The 22,887-nt window shown below is 35.3% G+C and carries 36 protein-coding genes; 4 read left to right on the top strand and 32 right to left on the bottom strand.

Annotated features, from left to right (window positions below; translation table 11 throughout):
- Nucleotides 1-27: 27 nt before the first annotated feature.
- The 31 genes from AD998_04625 to AD998_04475 all read right to left on the bottom strand — a co-directional run bounded on the left by AD998_04625 (nucleotide 28) and on the right by AD998_04475 (nucleotide 17,233).
- On the bottom strand, nucleotides 28-1,644 hold the full coding sequence (locus AD998_04625; protein KOY85535.1) for a CTP synthase: 1,617 nt from the start codon (nucleotides 1,642-1,644) through the stop codon (nucleotides 28-30).
- 149 nt (nucleotides 1,645-1,793) lie between these two features.
- Nucleotides 1,794-2,294: a 50S ribosomal protein L17 gene (locus tag AD998_04620; GenBank protein ID KOY85534.1), complete on the bottom strand. Its 501-nt coding sequence runs from the start codon at nucleotides 2,292-2,294 to the stop codon at nucleotides 1,794-1,796.
- An 82-nt stretch (nucleotides 2,295-2,376) separates the two neighbouring features.
- The gene (locus tag AD998_04615) at nucleotides 2,377-3,366 is read right to left on the bottom strand and encodes a DNA-directed RNA polymerase subunit alpha (GenBank protein KOY85533.1); all 990 of its coding nucleotides are present in this window, start codon (nucleotides 3,364-3,366) and stop codon (nucleotides 2,377-2,379) included.
- A 71-nt stretch (nucleotides 3,367-3,437) separates the two neighbouring features.
- Complete coding sequence (locus AD998_04610; protein ID KOY85532.1) at nucleotides 3,438-4,043, bottom strand: 30S ribosomal protein S4; 606 nt, start codon at nucleotides 4,041-4,043, stop codon at nucleotides 3,438-3,440.
- 126 nt (nucleotides 4,044-4,169) lie between these two features.
- Nucleotides 4,170-4,565 (bottom strand): 30S ribosomal protein S11, encoded by a 396-nt coding sequence (locus AD998_04605; GenBank protein KOY85531.1) that lies wholly within the window; start codon nucleotides 4,563-4,565, stop codon nucleotides 4,170-4,172.
- A 9-nt stretch (nucleotides 4,566-4,574) separates the two neighbouring features.
- Nucleotides 4,575-4,949: a 30S ribosomal protein S13 gene (locus tag AD998_04600; GenBank protein ID KOY85530.1), complete on the bottom strand. Its 375-nt coding sequence runs from the start codon at nucleotides 4,947-4,949 to the stop codon at nucleotides 4,575-4,577.
- A gap of 2 nt (nucleotides 4,950-4,951) precedes the next feature.
- Nucleotides 4,952-5,068, bottom strand: a complete 117-nt coding sequence (locus AD998_04595) for a 50S ribosomal protein L36 (GenBank protein KOY85529.1) — start codon at nucleotides 5,066-5,068, stop codon at nucleotides 4,952-4,954.
- A gap of 11 nt (nucleotides 5,069-5,079) precedes the next feature.
- Nucleotides 5,080-5,298 (bottom strand): translation initiation factor IF-1, encoded by a 219-nt coding sequence (infA, locus tag AD998_04590; GenBank protein ID KOY85528.1) that lies wholly within the window; start codon nucleotides 5,296-5,298, stop codon nucleotides 5,080-5,082.
- Entirely contained in the window at nucleotides 5,276-6,091 is an 816-nt protein-coding gene (locus tag AD998_04585; protein KOY85527.1) for a methionine aminopeptidase, read from the bottom strand. Before AD998_04585 ends, infA begins: the two co-directional genes overlap by 23 nt.
- The gene (locus tag AD998_04580) at nucleotides 6,088-7,434 is read right to left on the bottom strand and encodes a preprotein translocase subunit SecY (GenBank protein KOY85526.1); all 1,347 of its coding nucleotides are present in this window, start codon (nucleotides 7,432-7,434) and stop codon (nucleotides 6,088-6,090) included. Before AD998_04580 ends, AD998_04585 begins: the two co-directional genes overlap by 4 nt.
- A 3-nt stretch (nucleotides 7,435-7,437) precedes the next feature.
- The gene (locus AD998_04575) at nucleotides 7,438-7,884 is read right to left on the bottom strand and encodes a 50S ribosomal protein L15 (protein KOY85525.1); all 447 of its coding nucleotides are present in this window, start codon (nucleotides 7,882-7,884) and stop codon (nucleotides 7,438-7,440) included.
- A 94-nt stretch (nucleotides 7,885-7,978) separates the two neighbouring features.
- Complete coding sequence (locus AD998_04570; GenBank protein ID KOY88054.1) at nucleotides 7,979-8,158, bottom strand: 50S ribosomal protein L30; 180 nt, start codon at nucleotides 8,156-8,158, stop codon at nucleotides 7,979-7,981.
- A 4-nt stretch (nucleotides 8,159-8,162) separates the two neighbouring features.
- A complete protein-coding gene (locus tag AD998_04565) occupies nucleotides 8,163-8,681 on the bottom strand; it encodes a 30S ribosomal protein S5 (GenBank protein KOY85524.1) in 519 nt (172 codons plus the stop codon).
- A gap of 3 nt (nucleotides 8,682-8,684) precedes the next feature.
- Complete coding sequence (locus tag AD998_04560) at nucleotides 8,685-9,032, bottom strand: 50S ribosomal protein L18 (GenBank protein KOY85523.1); 348 nt, start codon at nucleotides 9,030-9,032, stop codon at nucleotides 8,685-8,687.
- A gap of 6 nt (nucleotides 9,033-9,038) precedes the next feature.
- Nucleotides 9,039-9,593, bottom strand: coding sequence for a 50S ribosomal protein L6 (locus AD998_04555; GenBank protein ID KOY85522.1), 555 nt, complete (start codon nucleotides 9,591-9,593; stop codon nucleotides 9,039-9,041).
- A 22-nt stretch (nucleotides 9,594-9,615) separates the two neighbouring features.
- Nucleotides 9,616-10,020, bottom strand: coding sequence for a 30S ribosomal protein S8 (locus AD998_04550; protein KOY88053.1), 405 nt, complete (start codon nucleotides 10,018-10,020; stop codon nucleotides 9,616-9,618).
- Between the two features lie 104 nt (nucleotides 10,021-10,124).
- On the bottom strand, nucleotides 10,125-10,394 hold the full coding sequence (locus AD998_04545) for a 30S ribosomal protein S14 (GenBank protein ID KOY85521.1): 270 nt from the start codon (nucleotides 10,392-10,394) through the stop codon (nucleotides 10,125-10,127).
- Nucleotides 10,395-10,409: 15 nt separating this feature from the next.
- Nucleotides 10,410-10,970 carry a 50S ribosomal protein L5 gene (locus AD998_04540; protein ID KOY85520.1) on the bottom strand — a complete coding sequence of 187 codons (561 nt, stop codon included), beginning with the start codon at nucleotides 10,968-10,970 and terminating at the stop codon, nucleotides 10,410-10,412.
- Nucleotides 10,970-11,311: a 50S ribosomal protein L24 gene (locus tag AD998_04535; GenBank protein KOY85519.1), complete on the bottom strand. Its 342-nt coding sequence runs from the start codon at nucleotides 11,309-11,311 to the stop codon at nucleotides 10,970-10,972. Before AD998_04535 ends, AD998_04540 begins: the two co-directional genes overlap by 1 nt.
- A 4-nt stretch (nucleotides 11,312-11,315) precedes the next feature.
- Nucleotides 11,316-11,684 (bottom strand): 50S ribosomal protein L14, encoded by a 369-nt coding sequence (locus AD998_04530; GenBank protein KOY85518.1) that lies wholly within the window; start codon nucleotides 11,682-11,684, stop codon nucleotides 11,316-11,318.
- Between the two features lie 2 nt (nucleotides 11,685-11,686).
- On the bottom strand, nucleotides 11,687-11,956 hold the full coding sequence (locus AD998_04525) for a 30S ribosomal protein S17 (GenBank protein ID KOY85517.1): 270 nt from the start codon (nucleotides 11,954-11,956) through the stop codon (nucleotides 11,687-11,689).
- A gap of 9 nt (nucleotides 11,957-11,965) precedes the next feature.
- Nucleotides 11,966-12,160 carry a 50S ribosomal protein L29 gene (locus tag AD998_04520; GenBank protein KOY85516.1) on the bottom strand — a complete coding sequence of 65 codons (195 nt, stop codon included), beginning with the start codon at nucleotides 12,158-12,160 and terminating at the stop codon, nucleotides 11,966-11,968.
- Nucleotides 12,161-12,173: 13 nt separating this feature from the next.
- Nucleotides 12,174-12,596 carry a 50S ribosomal protein L16 gene (locus tag AD998_04515; protein ID KOY85515.1) on the bottom strand — a complete coding sequence of 141 codons (423 nt, stop codon included), beginning with the start codon at nucleotides 12,594-12,596 and terminating at the stop codon, nucleotides 12,174-12,176.
- Between the two features lie 79 nt (nucleotides 12,597-12,675).
- Nucleotides 12,676-13,422 carry a 30S ribosomal protein S3 gene (locus AD998_04510; GenBank protein KOY85514.1) on the bottom strand — a complete coding sequence of 249 codons (747 nt, stop codon included), beginning with the start codon at nucleotides 13,420-13,422 and terminating at the stop codon, nucleotides 12,676-12,678.
- A 21-nt stretch (nucleotides 13,423-13,443) separates the two neighbouring features.
- Nucleotides 13,444-13,797: a 50S ribosomal protein L22 gene (locus tag AD998_04505; protein KOY85513.1), complete on the bottom strand. Its 354-nt coding sequence runs from the start codon at nucleotides 13,795-13,797 to the stop codon at nucleotides 13,444-13,446.
- 50 nt (nucleotides 13,798-13,847) lie between these two features.
- Nucleotides 13,848-14,126, bottom strand: a complete 279-nt coding sequence (locus AD998_04500; protein ID KOY85512.1) for a 30S ribosomal protein S19 — start codon at nucleotides 14,124-14,126, stop codon at nucleotides 13,848-13,850.
- 2 nt (nucleotides 14,127-14,128) lie between these two features.
- Nucleotides 14,129-14,953 carry a 50S ribosomal protein L2 gene (gene rplB / locus AD998_04495; protein ID KOY85511.1) on the bottom strand — a complete coding sequence of 275 codons (825 nt, stop codon included), beginning with the start codon at nucleotides 14,951-14,953 and terminating at the stop codon, nucleotides 14,129-14,131.
- Nucleotides 14,954-15,035: 82 nt separating this feature from the next.
- Nucleotides 15,036-15,326, bottom strand: coding sequence for a 50S ribosomal protein L23 (locus tag AD998_04490; protein KOY85510.1), 291 nt, complete (start codon nucleotides 15,324-15,326; stop codon nucleotides 15,036-15,038).
- A gap of 4 nt (nucleotides 15,327-15,330) precedes the next feature.
- A complete protein-coding gene (locus tag AD998_04485; protein KOY85509.1) occupies nucleotides 15,331-15,963 on the bottom strand; it encodes a 50S ribosomal protein L4 in 633 nt (210 codons plus the stop codon).
- Between the two features lie 9 nt (nucleotides 15,964-15,972).
- Entirely contained in the window at nucleotides 15,973-16,593 is a 621-nt protein-coding gene (locus tag AD998_04480; GenBank protein KOY85508.1) for a 50S ribosomal protein L3, read from the bottom strand.
- Between the two features lie 220 nt (nucleotides 16,594-16,813).
- Nucleotides 16,814-17,233 carry a hypothetical protein gene (locus AD998_04475; protein ID KOY85507.1) on the bottom strand — a complete coding sequence of 140 codons (420 nt, stop codon included), beginning with the start codon at nucleotides 17,231-17,233 and terminating at the stop codon, nucleotides 16,814-16,816.
- Nucleotides 17,234-17,372: 139 nt separating this feature from the next.
- Here AD998_04475 and AD998_04470 point away from each other — a divergent pair, with 139 nt between their 5' ends.
- From AD998_04470 to AD998_04460, 3 genes are all read left to right on the top strand, one after another.
- Nucleotides 17,373-19,094, top strand: a complete 1,722-nt coding sequence (locus AD998_04470) for a single-stranded-DNA-specific exonuclease RecJ (GenBank protein ID KOY85506.1) — start codon at nucleotides 17,373-17,375, stop codon at nucleotides 19,092-19,094.
- Between the two features lie 130 nt (nucleotides 19,095-19,224).
- The gene (locus AD998_04465; GenBank protein ID KOY85505.1) at nucleotides 19,225-19,797 is read left to right on the top strand and encodes an adenylate kinase; all 573 of its coding nucleotides are present in this window, start codon (nucleotides 19,225-19,227) and stop codon (nucleotides 19,795-19,797) included.
- A 149-nt stretch (nucleotides 19,798-19,946) separates the two neighbouring features.
- A complete protein-coding gene (locus tag AD998_04460) occupies nucleotides 19,947-21,110 on the top strand; it encodes an N-acetyl-alpha-D-glucosaminyl L-malate synthase (GenBank protein ID KOY88052.1) in 1,164 nt (387 codons plus the stop codon).
- Nucleotides 21,111-21,144: 34 nt separating this feature from the next.
- Here the strand turns inward: AD998_04460 and AD998_04455 are convergent, their stop codons facing one another.
- Nucleotides 21,145-21,564, bottom strand: coding sequence for a nucleoside diphosphate kinase (locus tag AD998_04455; GenBank protein KOY85504.1), 420 nt, complete (start codon nucleotides 21,562-21,564; stop codon nucleotides 21,145-21,147).
- Nucleotides 21,565-21,723: 159 nt separating this feature from the next.
- Between AD998_04455 and AD998_04450 the strand changes: the two genes are divergently transcribed.
- Nucleotides 21,724-22,875, top strand: coding sequence for a hypothetical protein (locus AD998_04450; protein ID KOY85503.1), 1,152 nt, complete (start codon nucleotides 21,724-21,726; stop codon nucleotides 22,873-22,875).
- The last annotated feature ends 12 nt before the right edge of the window (nucleotides 22,876-22,887 follow it).

Here is a 22,887-nt window from a genome sequence, read left to right as displayed (position 1 = left end):
AAAATAGATTAGGGCTTTTTAAGTTCATTATTTTTTCTCTTTATATTCTTGAGCTGCTTTTACAAAACGTACAAATAATGGATGTGGATTCATCACCGTACTTTTAAGTTCAGGATGATATTGTACCCCCACAAACCAAGGATGGTCTAACAATTCTACTGCCTCTACAAGCTCTGTATCAGGATTCACGCCCCCTGCTATCATACCAGCTTTTTCAATTTGTTCTAAATATTTATTATTAAACTCATATCTGTGTCTGTGGCGTTCGCTAATTTGAGATTTTCCATAGGCTTGTTGCACCTTAGAACCTTTCTTAAGTTTACATGGATAAGCTCCTAAACGCATTGTTCCACCTTTCATAGTTACCTTTTTTTGCTCTTCCATCATATCTATGATAGGCGTTTTGGTATCAGGGTTCATTTCAGTAGAATGTGCATCTGATAAACCCAATACGTTTCTGGCAAATTCTATCACAGCACATTGCATGCCCAAGCATATTCCAAAGAAAGGTATTTGATGTTCTCTTGCAAAACGAACAGCTGAAATTTTGCCTTCAATACCTCTTTCACCAAAACCAGGTGCAACTAAAATACCATCCAATTTACCCAAAATACTTTCTACATTATCATCATTAATCTTTTCAGAATGAATCCAATGGAGCTTTACTTTACATTCGTTATAAGCTCCTGCATGTACAAATGACTCCGCAATAGACTTATAAGCATCATGTAATTCTACATATTTCCCAACTAAACCTATTTCCACCGAATCTGTTGGGTTTTTGAGTTTCCCTAAAAACTCTTTCCAAGCATCAATATTAGGTTCTTTTTTGTAAGGATAACGAAGTTTAGAAAGCACTCTTTCATCCAATTTCTCTTTTCTCATCAAAAGAGGTACATCATAAATCGTTTCTGCGTCCAAAGCCTCTATCACCGAATTTACATTTACCCCAGTAAACAAAGCCACTTTCTTTCTGATTTCCATAGGAATAGGCTTTTCAGAACGGCAAATAATAATATCAGGTTGTACACCAGACTCAGAGAGAGCCTTTACAGAGTGTTGAGTAGGTTTGGTTTTGAGTTCACCAGCAGCCGCCAAATAAGGTACAAGTGTAAGATGTATTACAATTACATCATTTCCTCCTAATTCCCAGCGTAGCTGTCTGAGTGCCTCAATAAAAGGAAGTGATTCTATATCACCCACACAACCACCTATTTCTGTGATGATGATGTCGTACTTACCTGTTTCATCTAAGAGCAGAAAATTTCTTTTAATTTCATCTGTGATATGTGGAATCACCTGAACAGTTTTTCCTAAATATGCTCCTTGACGTTCTTTGGTAATAACATTATAGTAGATTTTCCCTGTGGTGACATTATTGGCTTGAGATGTAGCGACGTTCAAAAAACGTTCATAATGTCCTAAGTCCAAATCAGTTTCAGCACCATCGTCCGTTACATAGCATTCTCCATGCTCGTAAGGGTTCAGTGTTCCAGGGTCTATGTTGATATAAGGGTCAAATTTCTGAATGGTTACAGAAAATCCTCTAGCTTGAAGAAGAGTCGCTAAAGATGATGCGATAATACCTTTACCTAATGAGGAAGTTACTCCTCCAGTTACAAAAATATGTTTTGCTTGTGCCATAATGTGTTAAAATCATTATGGGATACAAAGTTAGATAAAAAAATAGTATTTAAAGCTAATCTCTATAAAAAACTTTTTTATATGCACTTTAAATATTAATTATCTGATTTTTATAAAAACAAAAAAGCCCGATTTAATCGGGCTTTTTATTATTCTTTTGTTTCAATTGTTGTAGATTCTGAAGTCTCAGTAGTTTCAGTACCTTTACCTTTACCAGTTCTTCTACGAGTTTTCTTGGTAGCTGTTTTCTTACCTTCTTTCACGAACGTTTCGTTGAAGTCCACTAGTTCAATGATAGCTACTTCAGCAGCATCTCCTTGACGTGTACCCAATTTGATGATACGTGTATAGCCACCTGGACGGCTACCAACTTTATCAGCTACTGTAGAGAATAACTCCTTTACAGCTTCTTTATTCATCAAATAAGAGAAAACTGTTCTTCTATTGTGCATAGATTCTACAGAAGTCGTATTGTTTCCTTCTTTAGCTCTTGTAATCAAAGGCTCTACATATACTCTCAAAGCCTTTGCTTTAGTAACTGTAGTTTCAATACGTTTATTCAATATTAACGAACTAGCCATATTAGAAAGCATCGCTTTACGATGAGAGGCTGTTCTGTTTAGATTTTTTACTTTATCTCCGTGTCTCATGGTCGTGAGTCTTTAAAGGGGTTTATGCCATCTAAGGTTCTCTTCTTTATTTCCAAGCTTTCAAGACCTTAGATAATTAAGATTATTCTTCGTCTAATTTATATTTTGCTACCTCCATTCCGAAGTGTAAGCCTTTTTCAGCAACAAGTTGCTCAAGTTCAGTCAATGATTTTTTACCAAAGTTTCTAAACTTCATCATGTCTGCAATTTCCAACTGAACTAAATCACCAAGTGTCTTAATATCAGCAGATTTCAAACAGTTGTAAGCACGTACCGAAAGATCAAGGTCAGCCAAAGAAGTTTTGAGCAGTTTACGCATACGCAAAATTTCTTCATCCACTGTTACGCTTTCTTCTTTCTGAACGGACTCAAAAGTCATCGTTTGGTCAGAGAATAGCATAAAGTGTTGGATAAGGATTTGAGCAGCACCTTTCAAGGCATCTTCAGGATGGATTGAGCCATCTGTTTCAATTTCAACAATGAGTTTTTCGTAGTCCGTTTTTTGTTCAACCCTTGTATTTTCTATAGCGTATCTTACGTTTTTGATAGGCGTAAAGATAGAGTCAATAGCAATAAAGTTAAGTGTTTGGTCGGGGATTTTATGCTCTTCAGCAGGAACATATCCACGTCCTTTCTCAATGATCAACTCCATTTCTAAAGTTACAGACTTATCCAAGTTACAAATCACTAAATCAGGATTAAGAATTTGGTAAGCACTTGTAAATTTATTGATATCACCAGCCGTGAATACTTCTTTATTTTTCAGTTGAAGGCTAATTTTGTTTTCAGCAACCTCTCCAACTCTCTTAAAACGAACTTTTTTAAGATTCAAGATAATTTCCGTAACATCTTGAACTACACCAGGTATAGTAGAAAACTCATGTAAAACGCCTTGTATCCTCACTGCCGTAATAGCATAGCCCTCTAATGAAGAACGTAACACTCTTCTTAAAGCATTTCCTATTGTAATACCATATCCTTTTTCGAGTGGTTTAAATTCAAATAAGCCGTGAAAATCGTCGGCTTTCTCCATTACCACCTTATTGGGCATCTGAAACGCTAAGATTGACATATATTTACAGTTTTTTTAGGTTGAACAGCCAATAAAACTTGTTAGCTACTCACTAACAAGTTTTTCATGGATTATTTAGAGTACAATTCGACAATGAGTTGCTCTTGTATATTTTCAGGAATTTGATCTCTTTCAGGATAAGAAACAAACTTTCCAGTCATTAAATTTTTATCCCACTCTAACCAATTGAAACGGTTATTTGCACGAGATGCCAAACTGGTAGTAATTGCTTCTAAAGATTTTGATTTCTCACGAACTCCTACAATATCACCAGGTTTTAATTGGTATGAAGGAATGTTTACAATTTCACCATTTACAGTGATATGTTTATGAGAGACCAATTGACGAGCTCCTCTACGACTTGGTGCAATACCTAAACGGTACACAGTATTGTCTAAACGAGCCTCTAAGAATTTCAATAAGTTTTCACCAGTAATACCATCTTTGATACTAGCGATATGGAATATACGAGCAAATTGCTTTTCTAATACTCCATAAGTATATTTTGCTTTTTGTTTAGCAGCTAGCTGTACAGCATATTCAGACTGCTTTCTTTTCTTTCCTCTTCCATGCATTCCGGGTGCATAGTTCTTTTTCTGAACATATTTGTTTGCCCCCAAAATAGCCTCTCCGAATTTACGTCCTATTTTCGCTTTAGGACCGGTATATCTTGCCATTGTAGATTTTTTTAATGTTGAACAATTAGAATTAGGCTTGTAAGCCTACCTTTTGGTTTCTTACAATCTTTAACTCTCAATTTTCAAAATACACAAACGTTTTTGTGTATGAGAATATATTGCGAATTAAACACGTCTCTTTTTAGGTGGACGACAACCGTTGTGAGGTAATGGAGTAACATCTTGGATAGTTACTACCTCGATACCTGTAGCTTGTACAGTTCTGATAGCAGACTCTCTTCCAGAACCTGGTCCTTTTACAAATACATCTACTTTACGAAGTCCTAAATCATGAGCTTTCTTAGCACAATCAGAAGCAGCTACTTGAGCAGCATAAGGAGTGTTTTTCTTAGAACCTCTAAAACCCATTTTACCAGCAGAAGACCAAGAAATTACTTGACCGTTGTTGTTCGTAATGGTGATGATGATGTTGTTGAAAGAAGCTCTGATATGTACCTGTCCCACAGGGTCAACTTGCACTAATCTTTTCTTTACTTTTTCTTTTTTCGTATCCTTTGCCATAATTATAAATTATTTAGTCGCTTTCTTTTTATTAGCTACAGTCTTACGCTTACCTTTACGAGTTCTAGCGTTGTTCTTAGTACTCTGACCTCTTACAGGTAAACCTCTACGGTGTCTAAGACCTCTATAGCAACCAATATCCATCAAGCGTTTGATGTTCAATTGTACTTGTGAGCGAAGTTGTCCTTCAACAGTGAATTCTTCACCGATGATATTACGAATTTTTACAGCGTCATCATCTGTCCAGTTGGCTACTCTCTTGTCTAAATCAATGCCTGCTTGTTGCAAGATTTTTTTAGCAGAACTACGTCCAATACCATAGATATAGGTAAGAGCGATTTCGCCACGCTTATTGTTAGGGATATCTGTTCCTGCAATTCTCATAACTAACCTTGTCTTTGTTTATATTTTGGATTTTTTTTGTTAATCACATAGATTTTTCCTTTTCTACGGATTATCTTACAGTCTGCACTGCGTTTCTTCACAGAAGCTCGTACTTTCATAACAGTATATTTTATTTGTAACGATAAACAATTCTGCCTTTCGTGAGGTCGTAAGGCGACATTTCTATTTTCACTTTGTCCCCAGGTAAAATCTTGATATAGTTCATCCTCATTTTACCCGAAATATGAGCAATCACTTCGTGTCCATTCTGGAGTTCTACTCTAAACATTGCGTTAGAAAGTGCTTCCGTGATCGTTCCGTCTTGCTCAATAGATGTTTGCTTTGCCATATTTTTTTTCTAAAACTTCTTCTATGTATTGAAATGTAGTAAGGATATCTGCTTGGTTACCATTAATCGCCACAGTGTGTTCAAAATGAGCCGAAGGCTTTCTATCTGCTGTTCGGATTGTCCATCCATCTCTTTCTTGAACTATCTCTTTTTTACCTATATTTATCATAGGCTCTATAGCTATTACAGTACCGTTTTTTAGCATAGCTCCCTTACCTCTTTTTCCAAAATTGGGTACTTCAGGTTTTTCATGTAATGATCTTCCTAGTCCATGTCCTACTAATTCCCTTACAACTGAAAATCCAAAACTCTCTGCATGCTTTTGAATAGCATAACTTATATCTCCTACTCTTGCACCAAATTTTACTTGTTCAATACCTTTATAAAGAGATTCTTTTGTTACTTTTAGTAATTGCATCACTTCCTTGGATATTTCACCTACTGGATAAGTGTATGCACTGTCACTATGAAAACCATCTTTATAAACTCCACAGTCTACTGATATAATATCCCCTTCTTTTAATTCGTAGTTACTTGGGAAGCCATGTACTACTTGTTCATTTACTGAGATGCACAAAGCACCAGGAAAAGGAACGTTTGTACTACTAATTTCGTAACCCTTAAAAGAAGGTATTGCTTGGTTATCTCTAATATACTCTTCCGCTATTTTATTTAATTGAGATGTTTTCACACCTGGCTCTATCCATTTGGCTACCTCTCCATGAGTTTTGCCAAGAATAAGAGCACTTTGTCTGATAACCTCTATTTCAGCAGATGTTTTTAGAATTATCATTGTACCATTGCCATATTAGAGGTGTCAGAGATTTTTCCTGACTCCATCAAACCTTCATAATGTTTCATCAATAAGTAACTCTCTATTTGCTGAAGTGTATCTAGTACTACCCCAACCATAATTAGTAATGAAGTACCACCAAAGAATCCAGCAAAAATCATATCTACATCCATTGTAACACGAACTACTGAAGGTAATACGGCAATTACAGCCAAGAATAATGCACCTGGTAGTGTAATTTTAGATAAAACGCTATCAATATATTCTGATGTTGGGTCACCAGGTTTTACACCAGGTATAAACCCTCCATTACGTTTCATATCATCAGCTATTTGCTTAGGATTAATTGTAATAGCCGTATAGAAATATGTAAATATTAAAATCATGAATGCAAATATCAAGTTATATTGCCAACCAAACTGATTAGAGAACATATTGACAACTGCTTGAGCAGATTCATTTCCTTTAAATAAGCCAGCTAATAAAGAAGGTAAGAACATCAAAGATTGAGCGAAGATAATAGGCATTACCCCTGAAGTATTCAACTTCAATGGAATGTACTGTCTTTGTCCACCATATACTTTATTACCTACAACTTGTTTTGCATATTGAACAGGTATTCTTCTAATTGCTTGTGTAAACATTACAACCAATAATACAATAAAGAATAACAATACAAATTCAATTAATAACAAGAAGGGACCTCCTATAGCAGCTTTTTTACCAAAACGAGCTGTTACTTCTAAAATAATTGCTTGAGGGAATCTTGATACAATACCTATCATAATAAGCATGGATACACCATTTCCTATACCTCTATCTGTGATTCTATCACCTAGCCACATACAAAACATTGTACCAGCGGTAAGAATCATAATAGATGAAATTGTAAAGTAGCCTATTCCAACTTCAGGTCTTACAGCACCCAAAACATCTGGGTTTTGTAAGTAAGCATAAGATTGAACTATTGTAAAAATAATGGTTAAGTACTTCGTAATTTGAGTTAGTTTCTTTCTACCTGAATCTCCTTCTTTTTGCATTTTCTGGAAATTCGGTAAAGCTACTGTTAACAATTGTACAGCAATAGAAGCTGAGATGTAAGGCATAATACCTAACGCAAAAATAGCTACATTTTGGAATGCACCTCCCAAAAACGTATTTAATAAATCTAAAAGCCCTTTAGCAGCACCAGATTTAGTAGCTATTTTAGTTGGGTCTATACCAGGCAATACAATGTGTGCCCCAATACGGAATACTAATAATAAAATAAGAGTGTTGAGAATACGTCTTCTCAACTCCTCTATAGCAAATATATTTTTGATATTCTGAATAAGCTTCTTCATAACTTAGAGTGTGGTGGCTGTGCCTCCTGATTTTTCGATGGCTTCTTTCGCTGATTTAGAGAATGCATGAGCAGTTACACTCAATTTTGCTTTGAGTTCACCTCTACCCAATACTTTGATTAAATCTTTTTTAGCTACAAAACCATGTTGTTGTAAGAATGCCATATCAATGACTTGTACAGAGAATTGCTCTGCCATTTCTGCGATGGTGTCCAAATTAACAGGTTTGTATTCTACTTTGAAAGGATTTTTAAATCCAAACTTAGGAATACGTCTTTGAAGTGGCATTTGTCCACCTTCAAAACCTCTTTTAGATTTGTAACCAGAACGAGATTTCGCTCCTTTGTGTCCTCTGGTTGATGTTCCACCCATACCAGAACCCGCACCTCTACCCAATCTTTTATTGGTTTTAATAGAACCTGCAGCAGGTTTTAATTCATGTAATTTCATTGCTTTTTTGGTTTAACTCGCTTACGCTGAACGCTAATTACTAAAATTTAAGTTTTAAGCTTACACAAAGTAAACTTAAAACTTAAAATATTTTTTAAAGATTCTCTACTTTTACCAAGTGAGTCACTTTGTTAATCATGCCTTGAATCTGAGGAGTATTCTCCACCTCGCGTGATTTACCTATTTTGCCTAAACCAAGAGCCTGCATAATTTTGTGTTGTCTCTCAGGACGACCAATAAGGCTATTTGTCTGTGTTACTTTAACTTTTGCCATTGTCTTATCCATTAAATACTTTATCCAAACTTACACCTCTTTGGCGAGCTACATTATGAGGAGCTCTTAACTTTAAAAGGGCATCAATAGTAGCTTTTACCACATTATGAGGGTTTGATGAACCTTTAGATTTTGCAAGTACATCTTTGATACCAGCACTTTCCAATACAGCACGCATTGCACCACCTGCAATTACACCTGTACCAGCTGCTGCAGGCTTTACAAATACTCTACCACCACAGAATTTACCATGAGCTTCATGGGGAATAGTATGTTTTATGATAGGAACTTGTACCAAGTTTTTCTTTGCATCTTGAATACCTTTTGTAATAGCATCTGTAACTTCATTCGCTTTACCTAAGCCATACCCCACTACACCATCACCGTTACCTACTACTACAATAGCAGCAAAGCTAAAACGACGACCACCTTTTACTACTTTCGCTACTCTTTCTACGGCTACTACTCTTTCTTTGAGTTCAAGTTCGCTTACTTTAACGATTCTTTTGTTCATTGTTGTCATTTTTTAGAATTGTAAACCGCCTTCTCTTGCTCCATCAGCCAAAGCTTTCACTTTACCATGATAAAGATATCCGTTTCTGTCGAAAACTACAGCTTTCACACCGTTAGCAGTAGCTTTTTCAGCCAATTTTTTACCTACTTCTTTAGCAGTGTCGATATTTATCTTTGTCGCATTGATATCGAATGAAGATGCACTCGCAAGTGTAACACCTTTTGTATCATCAATAATCTGAGCGTAGATGCGTGTATTAGATCTAAATACTGAAAGGCGTGGTTTGGTAACTGTACCAAAAACATTACCTCTAATTCTACGCTTAATTTTCTGTCTTCTGTTTGCTTTATTTGTAGCCATAGTTCATTATTTTTTAGAGGCAGTTTTACCAGCTTTTCTTCTAATTTCTTGACCAACAAAACGCACACCTTTACCTTTGTAAGGTTCAACAGGACGTAAAGATCTGATTTTTGCTGCAATATGACCTATCAATTGTTTGTCAATACCTTCTAAGTGAATCAAAGGGTTTTTACCTTTTTCAGTCACTGTAGTAATTTTAATTTCTGAAGGTAATGCAAAGAATATAGGGTGAGAGTAACCAAGAGCTAATTCTAAAATGCTACCTGTAGCACTGGCTTTATAACCTACCCCAACTAATTCCAAGGAGATTTTATAACCTTCACTTACACCAACTACCATGTTGTTGATTAAGGCTCTGTACAATCCATGTAATGCCTTATGTCTTTTTTGTTCCGTAGGTCTTTCAACTACTACTGTACCCTCTTCCACTGCAACTTTAATATCAGTGTCGATGGTTTGGCTCAATTCACCTTTGGGTCCTTTTACACTTACAACATTACCTTTAAGTGTAACAGAAACTTTGTCTGGTAGAGCAATCGGTTTTTTTCCAATTCTTGACATTGTTTTTTTTTTTGACGTTATCTTAATAAACGTAGCACAATACTTCGCCACCTACATTGAGGGTGCGTGCTTCCTTATCGGTCATTACACCTTTTGAAGTAGAAATAACAGCTACTCCTAAACCGTTCAGGACTCTTGGTATATTATCTACGCCCACATATTGACGCAAACCTGGTGTACTTACACGAGAAATTTTCGTGATAGCTGGTTCTTTAGTCGTGGGGTTATACTTTAAAGCAATTTTTATAAGACCTTGATGATTTGCAGTTTCTTCAAATTTATAATTTTGAATATAACCTTTCTCATGCAATACTTTTGTCATTGCTTTTTTAATGTTTGAAGCAGGAATCTCAACGATTCTATGTTTTGCTTTTATTGCGTTTCTTAATCTTGTTAGATAATCTGCAATAGGGTCTGTTGTTACCATGATACACAATGAATTAAAGCCCTCAAATTGAGGACGCAAAGTTAAAAAAAACATTTTGATTTGCAAATCAAAATGTTAATTTTTTTTATATTATTTTCCAAATGTTACCAACTAGCTTTTGTCAAGCCTGGTATTTTTCCTGCAGAAGCCCAATCTCTTAATAAAACCCTAGAAATACCAAATCTTCTGATATAACCTTTTGGACGACCTGTAATTTTGCAACGGTTGTGCAAACGTACAGGTGATGCGTTTTTAGGTAATTTATCTAAAGCCTCGTAGTCTCCAGCAGCCTTGAGAGCTTCTCTTTTCTCAGCGTATCTTGCTACTAATTTAGCTCTTTTACGCTCGCGAGCTTTCATTGATTCTTTTGCCATTGTCTAAGATAGTTTTTAAGATTTTTTCTGATTTGCAAAAGGCATTCCAAATGCTTTTAGTAATTCAAAAGCTTCTTCGTCTGTTTCAGCAGTTGTTACAAAAGTAATGTCCATACCAGAAATACGATTCACTTTATCTATACTGATTTCAGGGAAAATAATCTGCTCTTTTACACCTAAAGTATAATTTCCTCTACCATCAAATCCTTTTTCATTGATACCTTTGAAATCTCTTACACGAGGAAGAGCCACAGTCATCAAACGGTCTAAGAATTCGTACATGGTATTTCCACGTAAGGTAACTCTTGCACCAATAGGCATATTTTCACGCAATTTGAAATTGGAGATAGCCTGCTTAGAGTAAGTAGCTACTGCTTTCTGTCCTGTAATAGTTGTAAGTTCTTCTACTCCTTGCTCAACAAGTTTTTTGTCGGCAACAGCAGCACCAATACCTTTGTTTACTACTATTTTAGTAAGTTTAGGTACTTGCATCACAGATTTATATTGAAATTTTTCTTTCAATGCAGATGCAATTTCTTTTACGAACTTCTCTTTAAGTCTGGGAGTTGTTGCCATTATTGTATAAACTCTTTAGTCTTTTTAGAAAATCTTTGAAGTTTACCCTTTTCATTCAATTTTCTACCTGTACGGGTAGGCTCTCCTGTTTTAGGGTCAATCAACATCAAATTACTGATGTGAATACCAGCCTCTTTTTCAACTATACCACCTTGAGGTTGGTTAGCCGAAGGCTTCACATGTTTTTTTACTATATTCAAACCTTCAACAATTGCACGGTTTTTTTCAACAAGGATTTCTTTAATTTTTCCTTTTTTGCCTTTTGAAACTCCTGCAATTACCAAAACCATATCGCCAGTTTTGATATGAAGCTTCTGCTGCTTGTTATGCTTTCTTTCCATATCTTTAAATAACTTCAGGGGCTAATGATACAATTTTCATAAATTGTTTTTCACGCAATTCACGAGCAACTGGTCCGAAGATACGTGTACCTTTAGGTTCATCGTTATTGTTAAGCAAAACTGCTGCATTATCCTCGAAACGGATATAAGACCCGTCTTTTCTACGAACTTCTTTTTTAGTTCTTACGATAACGGCTCTGGATACAGTACCTTTTTTGGCGTTGCCAGAAGGAAGAGCAGATTTAATGCTCACGATAATTTTATCTCCAACTGAAGCAAATTTTTTGCCTGTACCACCCAAAATACGGATACAAAGAACTTCTTTGGCACCGCTGTTATCTGCTACATTGAGTCTTGATTCTTGACGTATCATACTTATTTAGCCTTTTCAATGATTGAAACTAATCTCCAACGTTTTAATTTGCTAAGTGGTCTGCATTCCATAATTTTAACCACATCACCGATATTACATTCTTGCTTCTCATCGTGAGCCATAAATGTGGTAGTTTTTTTCATAAACTTACCATAAATAGGGTGTTTTACCCTACGTTCTACAGCTACTACGATAGATTTATTCATTTTATTACTTACTACTTTGCCTACTTTTTCTTTACGGGCATTTCGTTGTAGTGCTACTTGTTCCATAATCTTTGATTATTTAGCGAGTTCTTTTTCTCTGATAACCGTTTGGATACGGGCAACCACTTTACGAGCCTCTCTGATTCTCATTGGGTTCTCTACAGGTGTAATGGCATGAGCCATTTTGAGTTTCAGGAGAGCATCTTGCTCCTGCGTCAATTTCGCTTTCAATTCATCAAGCGAAAGTTTTTTTAAATCTACTGCTTTCATTGTCTCTTAAGGATTAAGATTCAATGTAGTCTCTACGTACTACAAATTTAGTCTTTACGGGTAATTTTTGAGCTGCTAGTCTCAAAGCTTCCTCTGCTACTTCTTGTTTCACACCAGCTATTTCAAAAAGAATAGTACCTGGTTTGATACAAGCTACCCAATATTCGGGAGCACCTTTACCTTTACCCATACGAACCTCAGCAGGTTTTTTGGTTACAGGCTTATCAGGGAAAATACGAATCCATACTTGTCCCTCACGTTTCATTTCACGAGTCATGGAAATACGAGCTGCTTCAATTTGGCGAGCTGTAATCCAAGCAACTTCTAAAGACTTGATAGCAAAAGAGCCAAAAGCAATTTCTGCTCCGCGTGTAGCGAGCCCTTTTACACGTCCTTTTTGCTGTTTTCTATATTTGGTTCTTTTCGGTTGTAACATTGCTTTGCTGTTTTAGACCTGATAAACACGATAAAAGATGAAGTCAAGTAGTAACGGTACAAACTTCATCTCCTTTAGTTTATTTTTCTTTTCTTCTTCTTTTCTTATTAGAGTTTCCGCCTGCACCTTTGGGTTTGCGGTTCTCTTTATTTCCGCCTGTATTGTTAGAAGAAGCTTCCATTCCTGGGTACAAATCAGGTTTTCCATAAACCTCGCCTTTGAAGATCCATACTTTCACGCCAATTTTACCATATACTGTATCTGCTTCAGCCACAGCATAGTCAATATCAGCACGAAGGGTATGCAAAGGTACTCTTCCTTCTTTATACTGTTCAGTACGAGCCATATCAGCACCTCCTAAACGTCCAGATACTTTAATCTTGATACCTTCAGCTCCTACACGCATAGCAGATGCAATTGCTTGCTTCATAGCTCTACGGTAAGAAATTCTAGCTCTGATTTGTTGAGCAACTGTATCAGCTACCAAACGAGCATCAATTTCGGGGCGTTTAATTTCAAAGATGTTGATTTGAACATCCTTACCAGTAATTTTCTTTAATTCTTCTTTAATTTTATCCACTTCATTACCACCTTTTCCAATAACTACACCAGGGCGAGCTGTTTGGATAGTAAGGGTAATTCTTTTAAGTGTACGTTCAATCAGAATACGAGCGATACCACCTTTTGGTACACGAGCTTCTACATATTTTCTGATTTTATCATCTTCTACTAATTTATCAGAGAAATCTTTTCCACCAAACCAGTTAGATTCCCATCCCTTAACGATGCCTAATCTAAAACCTATCGGATTAACTTTTTGTCCCATTGTCTTTACAAGTGTTTAGAATTATGATAATGCGTTACGGTCATCTACAATTAAGGTAACGTGGTTAGAGCGTTTACGGATACGATGACCTCTACCTTGAGGAGCTGGTCTTAGTCTCTTCAACATTTTACCATGCCCTACAAAAATAGTTTTTACATATAAATCGGCATCTTCCAATCTAACACCTTCATTCTTTTGTTGCCAGTTAGCAACAGCAGAAAGTAAAAGTTTCTCTAAATCTTTGGCTGCATGATTGGGCTGGTATTTCAATACGCCCAAAGCCTTTCCTACTTCCATTCCACGGATGATATCAACCACCAACTGCATTTTGCGGGGTGAAGTAGGTACATTTCTTAGTTTAGCAACTGCTTCCATACTTTGTTTGCTTTTAGGAGGTTTTTCGGATTATCCTCTTATCCATATTGTTATTTTTTGCCTTTATCTTTTTTGGCAACGTGTCCTCTAAAGTTACGAGTAGGTGCAAATTCACCTAATTTATGTCCCACCATTTGCTCAGATACATACACAGGAATGAATTTATTTCCATTATATACAGCGAAAGTGTGTCCTACGAAGTCAGGAGCAATTGTACAACGGCGAGACCAAGTCTTGATTACTGACTTTTTGCCAGACTCTTCCATTACTGTTACTTTCTTGGTGAGTCTGAAATCTACATAAGGTCCTTTTTTTAACGAACGTCCCATAACTATTTTTTACGTTTGCTGATAATTAAACGATTAGAATACTTTTTCTTGGATCTGGTTTTCTTACCTTTAGCAAGTAAACCTTTCCTTGAACGAGGATGACCTCCAGAGGCTCTACCTTCACCACCTCCCATAGGGTGATCTACGGGGTTCATTGCAACACCTCTTGTACGTGGTCTTCTTCCGGCCCAACGGTTTCTACCAGCTTTACCCATCTGTTCGTTCATGTGGTCGGCATTTGAAGCCTTTCCTACAGTAGCAATACAAGTAGCCAAAACCATTCTCATTTCGCCAGAAGGCAATTTAAGAGTTACATATTTGCCATCTTTTGCAAGTACTTGAGCATACGTTCCCGCACTTCTTGCCAAAGCTCCTCCTTTACCAGGACGTAATTCGATGTTGTGTACAATTGTACCAAGAGGCATTTCTCCAAGAGGCAATGCATTTCCTAATTCAGGAGCTACATTTTTACCAGAAGAAACTTTTGTACCAACTTTCAAACCTTCAGGAGCGATGATATAGCGTTTTTCGCCATCTTCGTATTGCACAAGAGCAATATATGAAGTTCTGTTAGGGTCGTACTCAATGCCAAGCACAGTTGCAGGCATATCGAATTTATCTCTTCTAAAATCGATGATACGATATCTTCTTTTGTGTCCTCCGCCAATATAACGCATCGTCATCTTTCCTTGATTGTTACGTCCACCACTTTTCTTGATGGGCTCTAACAAGGACTTTTCAGGCTTGCTTTTTGTTATTTCGGAGAAAATCGGAGCAATTCTAAAGCGTTGTCCGGGTGTAATGGGTTTTAGTTTTTTTACTGCCATTTTTTTCTTCTTTATCAGTGAAGCACTATATTACATTCAAGCTAAGTGCCTTATATAAGGCACTATTTTGAATATCTATGCTTTACGCATTTCCATAAACATCAATAAAATCACCAGCTACTAATCTTACGATTGCTTTTTTGAAAGCTGGTGTACGACCAGACATAATTGCTGCCTTTGTGTAGCGTGTTTTTGCTTTTCCTGCATAACGTATTGTATTCACGCTTTCCACGTTCACGCCATAAAGTTTTTCTACAGCCTTACTAATTTCTACTTTATTCGCTTTTTTATCTACAATAAAGGTATAAACACCAGCATCATGTAAACTTGCTGCTTTTTCGCTTATAACTGCTTTTTTTATAATCGTCTTCATTGGCTTAATCGTTTACAAACAATTGTTGAATTTTAGCTACAGCCCCTTCGCATAAAATCAAAGCATCAGCATTCATGATATCATAAGTATTTACGCTATCAACTGTTGTGATTTTAGTTTTAGGGATGTTTCTGCCAGAAAGATATACATTAGGAGTATGTTCAGGCAATACAAGTAAAGTTTTCTTGTTAGAAAGGGCTAATTTAGAAAGCATTTCTATATAAGCTTTTGTTTTTGGAGAAGCAAAGCTAAAGTTTTCTAAAACTTTGATAGCTGCCTCTTGAGCTTTGTATGTAAATGCCGACTTACGAGCTAATTGTTTTACTTTTTTATTTAATTTGAAGTCGTAATCTCTAGGGACTGGACCAAAAACACGACCACCATGACGGTAAAGAGGGTTTTTGATACTACCTTTACGAGAACCTCCCGTACCTTTTTGTCTGTGCAATTTACGAGTAGAACCGTGAATTTCGTTACGTTCTTTTGCTTTGTGTGTTCCTTGGCGTTGAGCAGCAAGGAAATGTTTTACATCCAAATATACGGCATGCTGATTTGGCTCGATGCCAAAAATCTCATCTGACAAATTGATTTTTCTGCCAGTTTCTGCTCCTGATATGTTCAATACTGATAATTCCATGGCTCTAAATTATTTCTCGATGATTACATAAGAATTGATAGCACCGGGGATAGAACCACTAATAAGAATTAGGTTCTTTTCGGGCAATACTTTCAAAACTTTTAGGTTTTGAACTTTCACTCTATCTCCACCTGTTCTTCCTGCCATTTTGATACCAGGGAATACACGTCCAGGTGTAGAACCAGGACCTAATGAACCGGGAGCTCTTAAACGGTTGTGCTGACCGTGAGTTTGACCACCCACACCGCTAAATCCGTGTCTTTTTACAACACCTTGAAAGCCTTTACCTTTCGATGTTCCAACTACGTTTACAAGATCACCTTCCGCTAAGATGTCTTGAGCAAGTACTGTGTCGCCAAGTTTTACTTCTTTAGAGAAGTCTTGAAACTCTACAACTTTTCTTTTAGGAGTAGTCTCAGCTTTTTTGAAGTGTCCCAACATTGGTTTAGAGGTGTTTTTTTCTTTCGCCTCTGCAAAACCTAATTGAATCGCTTCGTAACCGTCCTTTTCCTTCGTCTTCACTTGCGTAACAACGCAAGGACCAGCTTCTATGACTGTGCATGCGACAAGTTGTCCCTCGGCACTAAAAAAGCTAGTCATTCCAATTTTTTTTCCGATTATTCCAGACATTTTTTGTAATATTTTTCTTAAAGTTCAAAAAATGAGAACCTTACAGATGGTTTTCTGTAAGGGACTGCAAAGTTAGAAATAAAAATCAGAAAACAAAAAAATATTTTATAAATTTATTTTATTTTCAGCATCTTATAGATTTTATCATGACGTTTTATAAAGATAAAGGCTTCCTTTATTATAAAAGAAGCCTTTATCTTATGATTTGTCCTATTGTACTTTATTTACATTTATCTTTTACTTCTTTATAAATGATTTTACAACTTTGTCTGGTAAATTCTTTTATAACTTTTTCTCTACCTTCTTCTGCTGCTTCTCTGGACTTATAAATATATATATAAGTTGAACTTGGATTGATTTGCCCGTTTTTATCGATTTTATCCATAGGGCCTTCATATTTTCCAGTTTTTTTTAAGTCATATTTACCTCTTTTAGCTGGTGTTATAGCGTGAATACTAGTCACAAGAGCCTTACAGCCTTTGAATCCAAAACCCTGCTTTGTATGAAAACTATAATTACATTCAGTTTGAAGCATTTTTTCAGTTTTATTGTTTTCAATAAACTTGGGAGCATTCATACTAATTGTTGTTAGTGTGATTACAAAAAGTATTATAGTTGTTCCAATAATATTTCTTTTCATAAATAAATTAACATTTAAAATTCCCCAATAGCAAATTTAGATAAAAGTTCTATAATGCAATATTTCATCTTTGTATTTTTTGAGTCATTATTGAAAAAACATCATTTTTTTGTTACTTTTGACTTTAAAACTTAAGAAAATGGCTGAAATACGTTGGATACAACGCCCCAAACCTGACCCTAAAATAGTACAAGAACTTTCTAAGTCTGTGGGCATAGATGAAAATTTAGCTTATTTACTTGCTCAAAGAGAAATTACGAGTTTTGATGATGCAAAGTTATTTTTCAGACCTAAATTAGAACATCTCCATGATCCTTTTTTAATGAAGGATATGGATAAAGCTGTTGAGAGATTGGACAAAGCCATTACCAATGAAGAAAAAATTATGGTTTTTGGTGATTATGATGTAGATGGGACAACTTCGGTAGCTTTGGTATATCAGTTTTTACTTAAATTTTATCAACACCTTATATATTATATACCTGATAGATATAAAGAAGGATACGGAGTTTCTAAGCAAGGCATTGATTATGCCAAAGAAAACGGATTTTCACTTATTATTGCTTTAGATTGTGGGGTAAAATCTGTTGATTTAATTGCATACGCCAATAGTTTAGGGGTTGATTTTATTGTTTGTGACCACCATTTACCTGGCAAAGAAATACCAAAAGCTGTAGCTGTTTTAGACCCAAAACGTTCTGATTGTCAGTATCCTTACAAAGAGCTTTCTGGTTGTGGTGTTGGGTTCAAACTTTTGCAGGCTTATTCTATTCATAAAAATATAGATTTGAATGAGTTATATCAATTTTTAGATTTAGTAGTTGTAAGTATAGCCTGCGATATTGTGCCTATTACTGGCGAAAACAGAGTTTTAGCTTTTTATGGATTAGACAAACTCAACAAAAAACCGATGTTAGGGCTTAGAAAATTGATGCAGGTAGCTGGTTTTTCTGAAGACAAAGATATGACCATTATGAATGTGGTTTTTGGTATTGGACCTCGCATTAATGCTGCTGGAAGAATTGAGCATGCTTCTAATGCTGTTAAGCTTTTGGTAAGTAATAATGATGAAGAAGCTAATAGATTTGTAGAACACATACAAGAGAATAATAAAGATAGAAAAGACTTTGATAAAAATATTACCAAAGAAGCATTAGATATGATTTTGGCTGATAATCTCCAGAAGTCCAAATCTACTGTTTTGTATAAAGAAAGCTGGCATAAAGGTGTGATTGGAATTGTAGCTTCACGTTGTATTGAGCATTATCATCGTCCTACTATTATTCTTACACATTCTAATGGAAAAGCTGCTGGTTCAGCAAGGTCTGTTCCCGATTTTGATGTACATGAAGCAATAGAAGCCTGTTCCGATTTATTAGAACAATTTGGCGGACACAAACATGCTGCTGGTCTTACAATGAAAATTGAGAATATTCCTGCCTTTCAACAAAAATTTGAACAGATTGTAGCATCTACTATTACCCCAGAGCAACTTATCCCACGTTTGGATATAGATATGATTTTGCCTTTGAGAAATGCTAATGATAGATTTATGAGGATTTTGAATCAAATAGCCCCTTTTGGTCCAGGTAATATGCAACCTACTTTTGTTTCAGAAAATGTAGTGGCTGTTCAAGGCGAAACCAAACTTGTGGGCAAAGACCATCCTCAATTACATATCAAATTTAAAGTAAAACAAGAAAATTCAGCAGATTTTGATGCCATTGCATTCAATATGGCTCAACACTATGAACAAATTGATAGTGGACAACCTTTTGATATTTGTTATCATTTAGAAGAAAATCATTTTAATAATAAAACAACTCTACAAATTCGTATCAAGGACATTAAATTTAAGTAGTAACAATATTTTTTTTTTAGAAATTCTTGATAATTTGAAAATTTATGTATTTTAGCTCTTTGAGCCAAGAGTGTGGTTAAAACACAACTGAATAAACCTTATATTTTAGAAAATAAAAATCTTATTGATAATGTTAAATCTTGTTATTTTCGGACCTCCAGGTGCTGGTAAAGGCACACAAAGCGACAAACTTATCGCAAAGTATAATCTGCATCATATTTCTACAGGAGATTTATTTCGCAAGCACATCAAAGAGCAAACAGAATTGGGGAAAAAGGTAAAGGAATATACAGATAATGGTATTTTGGTACCTGATGAAATTACAATTGCTATGCTAAAAGGTGTTTTGGATGACAACAAAGGTATAACAGGTTTTATTTTTGATGGTTTCCCTCGTACCGTAACTCAAGCTGAGATGCTTGATAAATTTATGAAGGAACAAGGAACAGCCATCCATGCTGTAGTAGCTCTAAATGTAAGTGAAGATGAAGTCAGAACTCGTTTGGCAAAAAGAAAAGAAATTGAAAATCGTTCTGATGATGAAGAAGAAAAAATCAACAAACGTATTTTTGAATACTATAATAAAACCATGCATGTACTCCCCTATTACCATGGACAAGGCAAATTACACAAGATAGAAGGTGTAGGTGAAGTAGAAACAATTTTTAGCACTATTTGTGCTGCGATTGATAGTGTAAAATAAGTTTAATTTATTAATTTTCTAAAAACCTCTAAGATTCTTAACTTTCTTAGAGGTTTTTAGTTTTTATACAAAGAAGTTTGGCAAAACAAAAATTTTTACCTTTTGAAAAACGTTATCATAAAAAGTTTTACAAGAATCAAATTAAGTTTATGAAAATAGGTGTTGTATGTTATCCAACCTTTGGGGGTAGTGGTGTAGTCGCTACGGAATTAGGGAAAGCATTAGCTCAAAAAGGCCATCAAATTCATTTTATTACATATTCTCAACCAGTTCGTTTAGATTTTTTCAATGAGAATATCTTTTATCATGAAGTGTATATCCCAAATTACCCTTTGTTTCAACATGCACCTTATGAATTAGCTCTTACTAGCAAAATGGTAGATGTTGTATCTAATACTCATTTGGATTTATTACATGTACACTATGCCATCCCACATGCTTCTGCTGCCATTTTAGCTCGTCAAATTTTACAAACTAAAGGAATAGAAATCCCAGTTGTCACTACTTTACATGGTACAGATATTACACTTGTAGGGAAAGATCCTTCTTTTGAACCTGTTGTTACACACAGTATCAATATGTCGGATGGTGTAACTACCGTTTCTGAAAGTTTGAAAAAAGATACACTTGAGCATTTTGATATAAAGAAAGACATTGAAGTAATTCAGAACTTTGTAGATTTAGAAAGGTTCAAAAAGCAGAAGAAAGATCACTTTAAAGGGGTAATTTGCCCAAATAATGAAAAGTTGCTTGTTCATACTTCCAATTTTAGAAAAGTAAAGCGTATGGAAGATGTGGTAGCTGTTTTTGCCGAAGTGAAAAAGTATATCCCTGCCAAATTGCTTTTGGTAGGTGATGGACCTGAACGTCCCAAAATAGAACAACTTTGTAGAGATTTAGAACTTGAGAAATGTGTGCATTTTCTAGGGAAATTAGATGCTGTTGAGGAAGTTCTTTCTGTGGCTGATGTATTTATGATGCCTTCAGAAACTGAAAGTTTTGGACTCGCTGCTTTGGAAGCAATGGCTTGTGAAGTTCCTGTTATTTCTTCAAATGCAGGCGGGTTACCTGAATTGAACATCCATGGTGTAACAGGTTTTTTAAGTCCTGTTGGAGATGTAAATGATATGATAAAGAATACTTTGATTATTTTAGACGAAAATAATCTGCCTAAATTTAAAGCCAATGCTTTAGCAAGAGCCAAAGAGTTTGAACTCTCTAAAATTCTTCCTAAGTATGAAGCTTTTTATCAGAAAGTATTGGAAGAAAGTAGAGGGAAATATGTTGGAAAAGCAAGTCATTTAACTTCATAAAAAACAAAAGCCTGCTTAAAGCAGGCTTTTGTCATTAATATTGTTGCATTCTTGAGAAGAAGAAAGCTCCTTCGATAGCAGCATTCTCATCAGAGTCAGAACCATGAACAGCATTTGCTTCAATAGATTTTGCAAATAATTTACGGATAGTACCATCTTCTGCATTAGCAGGATTAGTAGCTCCAATCAATTTACGGAAGTCAGCAACTGCATTTTCTTTTTCTAAAATAAGAGCCACAACATGCCCAGAAGACATATATTCGCATAAATCATTATAAAATGGTCTTTCTTTGTGAACTTCGTAGAACTGACCAGCTCTTCCTTTGGAAAGTTTTGTCATTCTCATTGCTACAATTCTAAATCCTGCTTCTTCCATCATTTTCAAGATAGCTCCGATGTTACCAGCCTCTACTGCATCAGGCTTAATCATTGAGAAAGTTCTATTAGTTGCCATAAATGTATTTTAAAAGGGTTTTAAATTTTGCTTGCAAAACTGCCAAATATTCTTTGGTTTTCAAAATTTTGTTGGCACGAAATTGGTTATTTTTTACCTTTGAGTATCTCAAAAGTTTAACTGGTGTTCTTATTCCTCATTTAAAATCTAAGTAGATTTATGCAAAAAAATGGATTCATTGCCTTAGCATTATGCTTAGTGGCACAAATGGCTACAGCCCAAAACGAAGTAGTTTTAAAAAAATACTTTGATTTAACGAAGAATACTTATGACTCTCTACTTATTCTACAAAAGCAAACTCGAAATTTACAATCTGCTTCTGAAAAAGAAGCAAAAGAGCTTTATGAGAAAAATACAGAAGCTTTGAGGCGTACAGCTGGTGCTATGGATGCCATTAATAAAAGTACCTCTGCCTTAAAAGCATCACTTTCTGCTACTGAATATTTTACTGCTATTTCAGCTTTGAATAATCCCACCAATGAAGAGCTTGGTTTCAGATTAGAGACAGAAATATTGAAGGTAATTGATGAAAAAATTATCAAAAAAAGCCGTTTAGGTAAAAAAGGCGACCGTTTCAAGAAAATCGTGTCCAACATTATTAATAATCCTATTACGAGTTTTATTACAAGTAATATTCCTGTTGTCAATTCTATCAGTTCGGTTGTCAATTTGGTAAACCAAACTGTTTTGGATGATGATAACATTGCCCCTGATGATTTGAAATTTTTCAGTCAAGAAATTAAAAGATATGTGGAACATTACGAAAATTTAGCAAAGATTTCGGTAGAATTAGAAAGCCAAAGTAAGCAAATGCACACCAAAATAGATGCTTTGGAGAGTCTTCTCAACGATTTTGTTCGTAACTCTTCAACAGATTTGTATCCAACAGAAGCTAAAAACTTAGAAAATTTAGCAACCAACGATTTGATTCGCAATTATTATAGTTATGCCAAAGTAGATGCAACCATTAGGGGAATAGAGAGGAAATTCACTTCTGGAGGCAAAATTGATTATATTAAAATCTTAGAAGATGGTAGAATGAATTATTCTATTGTAGGCAGGCAAAAATTAGACTTTTTGGGCGATGAACTTTCTAAAATATCCAATGAATATCTCAATTCGTTAGATAATTATCATAAAAATGTAACAGATATTTTACAGAAAGCCAATAACTTAACTCAAGATAAAAATAAGATTTCTCAGAAAATAGAATCTTTAAATAGGCAATACAAAAATTTAAGAAACAGTTTTGAACAAAACTTAGATTTAAAAACTGCTAAAAGTAGAATTGTAGAAGTACCTAAATATTAATTTTTTAAATAT

Source organism: bacterium 336/3, from assembly GCA_001281695.1.
In the GTDB taxonomy this organism is placed as follows: Bacteria; Bacteroidota; Bacteroidia; order Cytophagales; family Thermonemataceae; genus Raineya.
The sequence above is the reverse complement of the archived record's forward strand: the minus strand, read 5'-3'. Positions and strand labels throughout refer to the sequence as shown.